The 11,098-nt window shown below is 70.5% G+C and carries 9 protein-coding genes; 4 read left to right on the top strand and 5 right to left on the bottom strand.

Features of this window, described 5'->3' with window-relative positions; genetic code table 11:
- Positions 1 to 371: 371 nt before the first annotated feature.
- Both MFF40_RS17610 and MFF40_RS17605 read right to left on the bottom strand, forming a co-directional pair.
- Complete coding sequence (locus MFF40_RS17610) at positions 372 to 1,865, bottom strand: LTA synthase family protein (RefSeq protein WP_238261534.1); 1,494 nt, start codon at positions 1,863 to 1,865, stop codon at positions 372 to 374.
- A gap of 213 nt (positions 1,866 to 2,078) precedes the next feature.
- Positions 2,079 to 3,575, bottom strand: coding sequence for a capsular polysaccharide export protein, LipB/KpsS family (locus MFF40_RS17605; RefSeq protein ID WP_238261532.1), 1,497 nt, complete (start codon positions 3,573 to 3,575; stop codon positions 2,079 to 2,081).
- A 350-nt stretch (positions 3,576 to 3,925) separates the two neighbouring features.
- Here MFF40_RS17605 and MFF40_RS17600 point away from each other — a divergent pair, with 350 nt between their 5' ends.
- The 4 genes from MFF40_RS17600 (at position 3,926) to MFF40_RS17585 (ending at position 7,461) form a co-directional block, all read left to right on the top strand.
- The gene (locus tag MFF40_RS17600; RefSeq protein WP_147855887.1) at positions 3,926 to 5,233 is read left to right on the top strand and encodes a capsule polysaccharide biogenesis protein; all 1,308 of its coding nucleotides are present in this window, start codon (positions 3,926 to 3,928) and stop codon (positions 5,231 to 5,233) included.
- Between the two features lie 121 nt (positions 5,234 to 5,354).
- A complete protein-coding gene (locus MFF40_RS17595; RefSeq protein ID WP_147896456.1) occupies positions 5,355 to 6,122 on the top strand; it encodes an SDR family NAD(P)-dependent oxidoreductase in 768 nt (255 codons plus the stop codon).
- Positions 6,122 to 6,982, top strand: a complete 861-nt coding sequence (locus tag MFF40_RS17590; protein WP_238261530.1) for a formyltransferase family protein — start codon at positions 6,122 to 6,124, stop codon at positions 6,980 to 6,982. The genes MFF40_RS17595 and MFF40_RS17590 overlap by 1 nt, the downstream gene beginning before the upstream one ends.
- Positions 6,983 to 7,050: 68 nt before the next feature.
- The gene (locus tag MFF40_RS17585) at positions 7,051 to 7,461 is read left to right on the top strand and encodes a flagellar basal body rod protein FlgC (RefSeq protein WP_238261529.1); all 411 of its coding nucleotides are present in this window, start codon (positions 7,051 to 7,053) and stop codon (positions 7,459 to 7,461) included.
- Here the strand turns inward: MFF40_RS17585 and MFF40_RS17580 are convergent.
- The 3 genes from MFF40_RS17580 to MFF40_RS17570 form a co-directional block, all read right to left on the bottom strand.
- Positions 7,445 to 8,848 carry an amino acid permease gene (locus tag MFF40_RS17580; RefSeq protein WP_147896459.1) on the bottom strand — a complete coding sequence of 468 codons (1,404 nt, stop codon included), beginning with the start codon at positions 8,846 to 8,848 and terminating at the stop codon, positions 7,445 to 7,447. The two genes, MFF40_RS17585 and MFF40_RS17580, sit on opposite strands and share 17 nt — an antisense overlap.
- A gap of 72 nt (positions 8,849 to 8,920) precedes the next feature.
- Entirely contained in the window at positions 8,921 to 10,387 is a 1,467-nt protein-coding gene (locus MFF40_RS17575; RefSeq protein ID WP_238261527.1) for a methyl-accepting chemotaxis protein, read from the bottom strand.
- Positions 10,384 to 10,782 carry a hypothetical protein gene (locus tag MFF40_RS17570; protein WP_238261525.1) on the bottom strand — a complete coding sequence of 133 codons (399 nt, stop codon included), beginning with the start codon at positions 10,780 to 10,782 and terminating at the stop codon, positions 10,384 to 10,386. Before MFF40_RS17570 ends, MFF40_RS17575 begins: the two co-directional genes overlap by 4 nt.
- Positions 10,783 to 11,098 lie beyond the last annotated feature (316 nt).

The raw sequence follows: 11,098 nt of genomic DNA, 5'->3' as shown, positions 1-11,098 counted from the left end.
CGATGATCTCGTAGCGGGCGAGCGTGCCGCCGTCGGCGGTGGCGACTTCCGCGCCAGCCTCGATCGCGCTGGCCGTCGGACCCGCCGCGGGCAGGTACGTGCAGCCGCCGATGGACCCTGCCGCGAGGGCGGCCATCAGCGCTGAGAGCGCCGTCTTACGCAGCATCACAGAGACTTCTCCTCGCCGGCCTCCGCGCCATCGCTGGCTCGGACCGGGACATCCATGGTGACCGCCAAACGCTGCGATCGCTTTAACGGCCGCGTCGAACGGGCGGGCACCGTGCGGAACCCACTTCTCGGACAGCTTCGCTATCGGCCGGCAATGCGTCACCAGCGTGGCACTGTCGAGCTTGTTACCGTCAAGCTTAACCTTATCGCGTCCTTGCCGGCCTGTCCGCAAGGGTGCTGGCGAGGGTGGACCGCAGCTCCCGTCCAAGGGCGTCGGCGGTGATGTCGAGGCGGCGCGGCGTCACCTGAGGGCCGCCGAACCGGAACACGGCGTAATCCGTCGCCTGACCGCCGAAGCCAGGCTTGCAGGTCGGCAGCGAGGGCGCGTGGTCTCCTAAGACGCAGAGTGTAATGGTCTGGCCGCGCTCGCGCGCCAGGGCGTCGAGCCCGGCCACGAGGTTCTCGACCATCCGCCCGGTATTGACCACGTGGTGGAGGTACTGTGCCTCCGGGGCGTCGATCCCGGGCAGCCGACCGGGTTTCCACGGTCCGTGGTTCTCCATCGTGACGCAGAATAGGAACAGCGGCGTGCGCCGCCCCCGGATCTCGTCCAGCAGGCGCTCGCCGAGCGCCACGTCGCCGACATAGGGGCCGACCCGGGGGGCCGCCTCGAACGCCTCGCCCATCACCAGGTCGCCGAAGCCGAAGGCCTGCATGACCTTCGCCCGGCGGAAGAAATCCCGGTGGAACGGGTGGAGGAACAGGGTGCCGTAGCCCCGGCCCCGGGCCAGCCGGGCCAGGCTGGTCGGCTCGTCGCCGCTGCGGGAGGTGTAGGGATCGTACCGGCCGAAGCCGAGGCTGTCGGAGGGCCGGCCGGTCAGCACGGCGTGCTCGCTGCGCATCGTGTAGGCACCGTGCGCGGGAACCCGAAGCCGGCCGTATTGCGCGGCCCGGGTGCGGAACAGCTCCATCGCGGGCAGTGCCGGGCCGCCGAGGCGCTCCGGGTCGATGAACGATTCGAGCTGGATCACCACGACCACGTCGTCGCCCGGGCCGGCCGGCAGCACCGGCACGTCCGGGACCGGGGCGCTGCCCGCCAGCGCCCGGGCCGTGTAGCCGAGCAGGCTCGCCGGCAGCCCGACCCGCGCGACGTCGGCTTCGAGGTCGGGCTCCGGGAACCAGCGGGCGACAAGGCCCGCCAGCGGCGGCCGGGAGGCGGCGCGCAACAGGAGCCACAGGGCCAGCGGCAGGCCGAGCATCGCGGCGACGCAGGGGATCGGCGCATCCGGCAGGACGCTGGGCTCCGTCCGGTACCAGATCACCGTCGCGATCACGGTTAGGAGCACGGGGACCGCGATGCGCGGGTCCCAGAGCGGTGGGATGTAATAGAGCTGCGGGTGGCGCGGCACCTGCGGCAGCAGGACGAAGTCGCTGAACAGCAGCGGCTCGCCGATCACCGAGCGCTTCGCGCGGCTGACATAGATCAGCGCGGCGACGGAGACGACGCAGGTCAGGGCGGCCAGCCAGGGCCGCCACGAGAAGCAGAACCAGAACAGCAGGATCAGCAGGTAGCCGAGTAACCGCAGGGCGAGATCCCGCGGCGCGAGGCTCGCCCGGGTGAGCGAATCGCCGACGAAGATTTCGAGGGCGAGGCAGAGGGCCAGCGCGAGGCCGGTGGCGGTAAGGAACGTCGTCAAGGTCCAGGAACTCGGAGAGGGGCGAGCGTGCGAGCGATCGATACGGGGTCCGACTCGGCACGGAAGAACATGTTGAAACAAGGGCTTCGGGACATTCCCTGAAGAGGGGGCTTCGGCGACGCCCCCTCTTCCGGAACAAGAGAAGCCCGCTCTATCCTCGTGTGCCGGCTCGAAAATCCGGCACACCGGATGCCAAGGCGGTGCCCCCTGCCCTCAGCGCGGTCCAGCCTCGCGGCCGACGCCGCGGCGGCGGCGCAACGCCCGCACGATCGGATTGAACAGGCCGTAGCGGGCGCGCATGATCCAATGTGCGGTGCGGCCGATCGCGAGCGCGCTGCGGGGGGCGGCCTCCCGGGCGGCGCTCAGCCGGTCGAGCAGCTGCTCGGGGCTGCAGGGTTTCATGGCCACGGGGTCGAGGTAGCGCGAATAGAGGATCATCGCCCCTGCCACCAACTCGTCCAGGGTGAGCCTGCGGCCGCGGTCGGCTCCCGGCGCCAGATCCTCGGACAGGCCCCAGCCCGAGTAGAACGGGCGGCCATGAGTCGCCACGGTGAGCCCGCGGATCAACGCCTCGAAGCCCGCCAGCGAGGTCATGGTCTCGACGTGGTGGACCCGGTCGAGCAGGTCGACGATGCTGACCCCCGCCACGATCCGGTCGGCGAGCGCCAGCGCCTCCGCCTCCGGGATGATGCCGGGGCGGAAACCCGCCTCGACGTCGGGATGAGGCTTGTAGAGCAGGAAGGCGTCGGGGTTGCGCCGCCGCGCGGCCTCGAGCAGCGCCCGGTTCGAGCGCACCAGCGGCGAGCCGTGCTGAACCGAGGCGTCGTCCTCCACCTGTCCCGGTACCAGCACGATCCGCCGGCCGGCCGGCCAATCGAGCGATGCGGCGTCCAGGCCGACATTGTACTTGCTGAGGCGGCGGGCCACGACTTCCTCGCGCAGGCGCTTGGCCCGGCTCACGAGTTCGGGCGGGAAATCCGAGTCGGCCAGCAGCCGCTGCAGGCGGCTTTCCCGGCGCGGGTCGTAGTAGATGCCGAGGTCGTCGACCACGATGGAGGCGCCGGGCTGCAGGCTCGCCCCGAGGCCCACCGAGCGCAGGAAGCCGTCCTCCACCCGGGCGAGCGGCAGGCCGGCCTGCGTGCAGGCGTCTTCCAGCTTGCCCGGCGCGCGCGTCGCCCAGGCGAGGATCCGGCCGTGATGGCGCCGGCCCGCCGCGACCGCGGCCTCGGCCGTCATGGTGTGGATTGGGCACCCGGCGGGCCCGGCGCCGAGCACGTCGAGGGCCGGCCTCTTCCAGCGCGACATGCCGACATAGACGACACGCCGGTCGTTCTCGGCGAATCGTGCGGCCAGCCAGGCCACCGCCTCGGCGCAGGCATCGCGGCCGATCGGCGCGCGGGTCCAGGGATCGAGGTAGTGGATGCCGCCCGCCCCGCCGAGCGGCGCGCCGCCGAGGCTGATCCGCAGGGATGCGAAGCCGGTCTCCGGCCGGTCGTACGGGCTGAGCAGGGGACCGGGCGCGACCACGAGCCGGCGCCGGCCGGTCAGCGCGAGCAGCCGCGCCGGCAGGCTTTCCGTCTGCCAGACGGCGCCGACCGCAGCCGGCCGGACCGGCCCAAAGGCGAGACCCGTCGCGGCCTCGATCTCCGCCCGCAGGCGGTGGATCGTCCGGCCGGTCGCGTAGAGCGACGGGGTCGGTTCAAGGGACATGATGGGGCGCCCGGCTCCGGTCGTCTGACTCGTTCGGGCCGTCGTGTAGCGCATTTTCCCCGGCATGGGATGGCCGGGCCTGAATCACCGAAATCGCAGGGACAAGCGCGGCCGTCCCATCAAAACGTCACGTCGTGGAAAGGATTTGGACATATCGTCGCCGTGATTGCCCCTTCAATCCAGGCGGGGGCCGCGAAAGTGCGACCGTTGCAGACGGGCCACGCCGGAGCGGAAACGCCATCCTGCGACGCGGCCTCGGATTGCCGGCTCGCGCCGAGGCGTGCCACCTCAGGTCAGTCTTTCCGGTCCGGCTCCGTCCGGCCGAGGGTCAAGGATAGAAGCGCCGCGGAATGCAAAAGACCGCCCTCGACGCCCTCCGCGACCGCCCCGCGACCTTCCTGTTCCTGCAGGGCATCGCATCTCCGTTCTTCTCCGATCTCGGCAAAGCGCTGCGCGCCCGGGGACACGAGGTCCGGCGCATCAACCTGTGCCCCGGCGACTGGCTGTTCTGGAACGGCAAGGCGGACAACTACCGCGGTCGCCGCGAGGCCTGGGGCACGTATCTCGAATCGTATCTCGACCGCGAGGCCGTCACCGACATCGTGCTGTTCGGCGATTGCCGGCCGTTCCACCGGGCGGCCCGGATGATCGCGGAGGTCCGCGGCCTGCGGGTCCACGTGTTCGAGGAAGGCTACATCCGTCCCAACTGGATCACCTGCGAGCTCGGCGGGGTGAACGGCTTCTCGTCCCTGCCCCGTACGGCGGCCGAAGTCCGCGCGCTGGCGCGCCGCCTGCCCCAGCCCGGAAGGGCGATGCCCTCCACCGGCGACATGGCCCGCCGCAGCGTCTGGGATGTCGGCTACAACGTCGCCAACATCGCGTTCCCCTATCTCTTCCCGCATTTCCGCAGCCACCGGCCAACCCATATCGCGGCCGAGTACGCGGGCTGGATCAAGAAGTTCAGTCGCCGCTCCCACACCCGCCGCGAGGCGGCGCGCTGCGACGAGATCTACCGCGCGGTCGGCTGCGACTACTTCCTGCTGCCGCTCCAACTCGACAGCGACTACCAGATCCGGGTGCACTCGCCGTTCCTGGGCGTCGAAGGCTTCATGGACCGGGTGATCAAGTCCTTCGCGGACGCGTCCTCGGCGCCGACGCGGCTCCTCGTGAAGCTTCATCCGCTGGACAGCGGCCTGATCAACTGGCGCAAGTTCGCCCGCGCCTCGGCCCGGCGCCACGGCGTCAGCGACCGGCTCGACTTCATCGACGGCGGCGATCTCCCGTCCCTGATCAAGGGCGCCCGCGGCGTCGTGATCGTCAACTCGACCGTGGGCATGCTGTCCCTGGAGATGGGCCGCCCCACCCACGCGGTGGGTACCGCGATCTACAACATGGCCGGCCTGACCCATCAGGCCGACCTCGACGGGTTCTGGACGAACCCGACCCCGCCGGACATGGGCCTGATGGCCGATTTCCGACGCGTGGTGCTGCACCGGACGCAGGTGAACGGCGGCTTCTTCTCCAAGGGGGCGATCGAGCGGGCGGTGGCCGGCTCGGTGCCGCGGATGGAATCCGCCCTCCCCGATTCGATGCTGGCCGCCGCGCGGGTGATTCGCGAGGGCGGCGAGAGCGACGGGCAACTCGCGCCTGTCTATTGAACCGTAGCGGGAAACCTGTCGGTTTCCGCTGACAGTTTCCGGGTCCCGGTGACCCATTAAGTCACCGATGAGCCCTCCCCGGCCTTGATTTGTCCGTGCTCCGCGGCGTAGCACCCGCGTCATGCCCCGCATTCTGATCACTGGCGCGTCGAGCGGTATCGGCGCTGCGCTCGCACGCCACTACGCGCGTGCCGACGCGAGCCTCATCCTCGTCGGACGCAATGTCGAGCGGCTCGAAGCCGTGGCCCGGGACTGCCGGGCGAGCGGCGCGACCGTCGAGCCCGTGCGCCTCGACACCCGTGACCGGGCCGCCGCGATCGCCCTGATCCACAGGGTTCACGCCGCCCAGCCACTGGACCTCGTGATCGCCAACGCGGCCGTTAACGGCGGCAACCAGAAGGGCGAGGTCGAGTCCGAGGAAACGGCCTTCGAAACCTCCGACATCAATTACACGGGCTCGCTCAACATCGTGCTGCCCACGCTGACGTTGATGCTCCAGCGCGGTAGCGGCCAGATCGTGCTCGTCTCGTCCCTGGCGGCTTACGCGCCGCTGCAGGATGCCCCGGCCTATAGCGGCGCCAAGGCCGCCCTTGTCGCCCACGGGCTGGCTCTGCGCCAGAAGGTCGGGCCGCGGGGCGTTAAGGTCAACGTCGTGGCGCCGGGCTACGTGAAGACCCCGATGGGCGGCGAGCTGAAGGGCTGGCGGCCCCTGGAGATGAGCGCCGAGCAGGCCGCCCTGTACATCGCCAAGGGCGTCGCCAAGGATCGCGACGTGATCGCCTTCCCGTTCGCGCTGGCGGCCCTCGCCAGGACCGTCCTGCTCCTGCCGGAGAGCATCCGCCGGGCCGGGCTCTACGCCTTCCGGTTCCAGCGGCGGCCGCGCCGCTGATGACCCGGGCCCGTATCGCCCTGTTCGTGCTGGAGGCGCTGCCGAATGCCCGGGTGGTGCGCCGGTTCGTGGCCGATCACAGTGCCGACATCGCCTTCGTCGGGCTCTCGAACGCGGAGCGGCCGTCGAGCGGCGGGCTGACGGGCCAAGTCCGGCGCCATCTCGCTCGCTCCGGCGCCGGGATCCTGCCCTACCTCGCGGTGAATTTCGGGCTGCCCGACCTGCTGCGGCCGTTGGCACCCCTGACCCAGGCCGTGGCCGGCAGTGGCGACGCGCCGGAATCGACGCCGCTCAAGACCCTGTGCCGGCGCCTCGGCATCCCGACCCTGACAGTGGACGACGTCAACGGTCCCGAGGTCGCGCAGAGGCTGCGCGAGACCGCCCCCGACCTGATCCTGACCTACCATTTCGACCAGATCCTGAAGGCCGAAACCATCGGGCTGGCGCGGCTCGGTGGCATCAACGGTCATCCCGGGCTGCTGCCGCGCCATCGCGGGCCGGTCCCGACGATCCACGCCCTCGCGGATGGCCCGGGCGCCTTCGGCATGACCCTGCACCGGCTCGCCGCTACGATCGACACCGGGGCGATCCTCGCCCAGGAGGCCGTCCCGCTGCCCGCGGACACCACCGCCACCCGGGCGACCGTGGCACTCCACGCCCATGGCCGCGGTCTGCTGGAGCGCCTCCTCGATGAGATCGCCCGCACCGGCCGCATCCCTGAGGGCCGCAGCACCGAGGTCTTGCCCTACTGTCCGTTCCCGGACCGCGCGCTGCTCGCCTCCCTGCGCCGGAGGGGCCTGCGCCTGACCGACGGACGGGACCTGCGCGAGGCGGTGAGCCTGTCGGGCCGGGCCGGTTAACCGGCCCTTAAGCCTGTTTCGGAAAGGATCGGTCAGTCCCTCTTCCCGTTCCGACCGAGCGCGCCCGCATGCCGGATACCAGCCCCCTCAAGGCGGCCGCCGACGCGCTGGCCTACGGCCGCCGGATGCAGAGCGGCCAGATTCGTGCGATCTCCGAGAACATCGCGAACGCCGACTCGGTCCCGGCCAATCCCAATGGGGTGCCGTACGCCCGGAAGATCGCGGTGTTCCGGCCGGTCGACGTCGATGCGGGGCGCGAGCCGGTCGGTCGCATCGAGCGCGATTCCAGCGATTTCCGCCGGCGTTACGACCCGTCCAACCTGTCCGCCGACCGGCAAGGCTATGTTCGCCTGCCCAACGTCAACGTCGCCCTCGAATCGGCCGACCTGCAGCGCGTGATCCGCAATTACGAGCTGAACCTCAGCGCCGAGGCGTCGATCGACGCGGTGAGCCGGGCCACGCTCAACCTCCTCGGGTGAGCCGGGCGTTGCGCCGGCCGTAGCCGGCGTAGATCGCCAGCCCGATCACCAGCCAGAGTGCGAGCCGGATCCAGGTGTCGGCCGGCAGCGACGCCATCAGGATCACGCAGGACAGGATGCCGAGCACTGCGACCGGGGTCGCCGCCGGGACGCGGAACGGCCGGGGCCTGTCCGGGTCCGTGCGGCGCAGGATCAGCACGATCGCGCAGACGAGGCTGAACGCCAGGAGCGTGCCGATGCTGACGAGTTCGCCCAGGATATCGATCGGCACCAGCCCGGCCACCGCAGCCGTGAACAGCCCGATCACCACCTGGCTCGACACCGGCGCCCGGGTCTCCGGATCGACCCGGCAGAACAGGGGCGGCAGCAGCCCGTCCCGAGCCATGGCGAAGAAGATCCGGCCCTGCCCGTAGAGCGCGGTGAGCGCCGAGGTGGTCAGCCCGATCAGCGCCCCGATCTTGATCACGATGGCGAAGCTGGGCAGCGCCAGGCGGTCGATGGCCTTGGCGATCGGGTCGGCGACGTCGAGTTCCCGGTAGGGCACGAGGCCGGTGAGCACCGCGGCCACCGCCACGTACAGGACCGTGCTGATCGCCAGCGATCCGATCAGTCCGGCCGGCGCGTCGCGCTGGGGCGCCCGGCACTCGCCCGCCGCGGTCGCGACGGTCTCGAAGCCGATGAAGGCGAAGAACACCACCGCGGCCCCGCGGAACACGCCGCTCCAGCCGAAGCTGCCGAACGTGCCGGCGTTCTCGGGCACGAACGGATGCCACAGCGCCGGCTGCAGATGGACGGCGCCGACGCCCACGAAGGCCAGGATGATCGCGATCTTGGCAACCACCAGGAGCCCGTTGATCAGGGAGGCGTCCCGGGTCGAGCGGGTCAGGAGCGCGGTCAGCGCCAGCACGATCCCGGCCGCCGGCAGGTTCACCCAGCCGCCGTCCCCCGGCGCCCCCGACAGCGCGGCCGGCAGCGTCAGGCCGAAATCCGCCGCGAGCGACTGCGCGTAGCCGGACCAGCCGACCGCAACCGTGGCCGCCGCCAGGGCGAATTCGAGCACCAAGTCCCAGCCGATGATCCAGGCCGGGAAAAGCCCGAGGGTCGCCCGGGTGTAGGTGTAGGTCGATCCCGCCTCCGGGATCATGGCGGCCAGCTCGGCGTAGCACAGGCCGACGAAGCCGCAGGCGATGCCGCCGATCACGAAGGACAGGCTGAGGGCCGGCCCCGCATATTGCGCCGCGGCGGTTCCGGTCAGGACGAAGATGCCGGCGCCGATCGTGGCGCCGAGCCCGATCGCGATCAGGCCCGGGGCCGTGAGGCTCCGCGCGAGTTCGGGATGACCGTTCGCCGGGCTCTCGATCCGGGCGATTGCGGCGGTGTCGGTCATGTCGCAGCTCATGGTCGTCCGGCATCAGCTGTGTCGGATGGGAGCCCGGCGAGCAAGATCCGAGCCGCGACGTCACGCCGCACGTACGGACTCGAGGAAGCGGCCGACCTCGGCGCGCAGGTTCGCGAAGTCCTGCGATAGGCCCGAGACCGAGGCGAGCACGCGGCCGGCCTCGGATCCCGTGACCTGCACGTCGCCGGTGACATCGGTCAGGGTGGCGGTGATAGCGCTGGTGTCGGTGGCGGCCTCCGAGACGTTCCTGAGGATCTCACGGGTCGCCGCGTCCTGCTCCTCGACAGCCGCAGTGATCGCCGTGGCGACGCCGCTCATGTCGCGGATCCGAACGGTGATGCCGTCCACGGCCGTGACGGCCTGCCCGGTCGAGGTCTGGATGCGGTGAACCTGTGTGGCGATCTCCTGCGTGGCCCGGCCCGTCTGCTCAGCGAGTTCCTTGACCTCCGCGGCCACCACCGCGAAGCCCCGGCCTGCCTCCCCGGCCCGCGCCGCTTCGATCGTGGCGTTCAGCGCCAGCAGGTTGGTCTGGCCGGCGATGTTCGAGATCAGCGCCACCACGTCGCCGATGCGCTCGGCCGCCGCGCTCAGCTCGGTCACCAGGGGTGTCGTCGTCGCAGATTGCGCGGCGGCCTCGCGGGCCAACGTGGCCGACGCGTCCACCTGCCGGCCGATCTCGCCAATCGACGAACCCAGCTCCGCGGCGGCCGCCGAGGCCAGCTGGACCTTGATTGCGGCATCCCCCGCGGAGGCCGCCACCGACAGGGACCGGTCCGCCGTCGTGGCCGCCGTCGCCGCCATGCCGGCCGCGCGCGACTCGACGGCGCCGGCCGCGGCGGCGACGTGGTCGAGGATGCCGCCGATCGATTCCTCGAAGGCACGGGCGAGCTGCTCGGTCCCGAACCGGCGCGCCGTCTCCAGGGCGGCCCGGCTCGCTTCGGCCTCGCCCTCCAGCGCCATGGCCCGGGCGAGCTGGGCCTGGGCCTGCCCCTCGGAGGCCGCGAGGGCCCGGAAGGACTGCTCGACAGTGCGGCACACCCAGATCAGGATGCCGGTCTCGATCAGGACGATCGCGGCATGGAGGATCACCCGGCCGAGGTCGGCCCGCCCGTCCGGGAAGATCAGGGCGGGCATCGCAACGTCGAGGGCGAGGTGGTGGATGGCCGTCGCCGCGGCCGCGGCCAGGATCACCCGCCAGTCGCACCACCCGGCCAGCATCGCCAGGCAGGCGAAGAAGTACATGTGCAGGTCGATCTGCCAGGGGTGACCCGCGAAGGCCACCAGCAGGAGGGCGGCCATGCCCACGAGGGCCACGCCGCTCACGATGCGGGTCGCCTCGCTCACCGGGTCGCGCATCCAGAGTGCCGTCGCCAAGGCCGCCAGCGAGGCGGCCGCGACCACCGGGGCGATCGCTGGAAAGGCCGCGCTCGTCACGGCCTCCGCGGCGGCGACCAGCACCACGTGCGCCCAGAGCAGCGGGATCAGGAAGCGGCCGAAGCGGCGCTGCAGGGTTTCGAGATCGTTCATGGGGACGAGTTCCGGGCCGTGTCCGCGCTGGGATCCGGCGAAGGCGTGGCGGGTGCGGACGGGCCGCACCCCTCGGAAAGGCGCCCGTCGAGGACGAGGCTGGCCCCGGCGGCATAGAGGCGGCCGGCGAACCCCGCCCGGTCAGAGCGGGCCAGGAAGACGTCGTCGCGCCCGCCGCGGTTCAGGAGGGTTCCGCCCGCCTCCGCGACGATCCGGGCCGCGTCGGCGGCGCTGCCGCCGGGCGGTCCGATTACCGCCACCACGTCCGCTTGGGGAACCGCCAGGATGACCAGCGGCGCCAGCACGGCGATCAGACCGCCGAACCCGGCCAGGCTCCACTCGACTGACGGCCGGGCGTGATGAGCGGGACGCGCGTCACGGACGCGTACAGTCACCACCGAGATGTCAGGCTGTTCGACATGGTGACGTAACCTTTCAATCTTCGGATCTAAAAAAGTGTGTCCACGGCGCAGGGAGCGGTATCGACGTCGGCTGGAATCATTTCCTTTCTTAAAGGAATTGGATCGAATTTAAAATTTATGATGCGATGTACCGCGTCCTGAATGATCCGCTTAACGGTACTAATAGAAATTAAAAAGTTATGGACATTGTTTTTTACTTGATAGGTATCGTACGAACACCATGATCTTGAGTAAAATAATATTTTTATGGTGAAAGGGACTTCAATATATTCACAGCGTCGAACTTTTA

It is taken from the genome of Methylobacterium mesophilicum (assembly GCF_022179445.1).
Classification (GTDB): domain Bacteria; phylum Pseudomonadota; class Alphaproteobacteria; order Rhizobiales; family Beijerinckiaceae; genus Methylobacterium; species Methylobacterium mesophilicum.
This window is presented reverse-complemented; position numbering and strand designations above follow the sequence as displayed.

Coding starts and splice junctions, on each gene's coding strand:
- MFF40_RS17605 (WP_238261532.1), bottom strand. CDS start 3,575: ATGTCCCTTGAACCGACCCCGTCGCTCTACGCGACCGGCCGGACGATC.
- MFF40_RS17600 (WP_147855887.1), top strand. CDS start 3,926: ATGCAAAAGACCGCCCTCGACGCCCTCCGCGACCGCCCCGCGACCTTC.
- MFF40_RS17595 (WP_147896456.1), top strand. CDS start 5,355: ATGCCCCGCATTCTGATCACTGGCGCGTCGAGCGGTATCGGCGCTGCG.
- MFF40_RS17590 (WP_238261530.1), top strand. CDS start 6,122: ATGACCCGGGCCCGTATCGCCCTGTTCGTGCTGGAGGCGCTGCCGAAT.
- MFF40_RS17585 (WP_238261529.1), top strand. CDS start 7,051: ATGCCGGATACCAGCCCCCTCAAGGCGGCCGCCGACGCGCTGGCCTAC.
- MFF40_RS17580 (WP_147896459.1), bottom strand. CDS start 8,848: ATGACCGACACCGCCGCAATCGCCCGGATCGAGAGCCCGGCGAACGGT.
- MFF40_RS17575 (WP_238261527.1), bottom strand. CDS start 10,387: ATGAACGATCTCGAAACCCTGCAGCGCCGCTTCGGCCGCTTCCTGATC.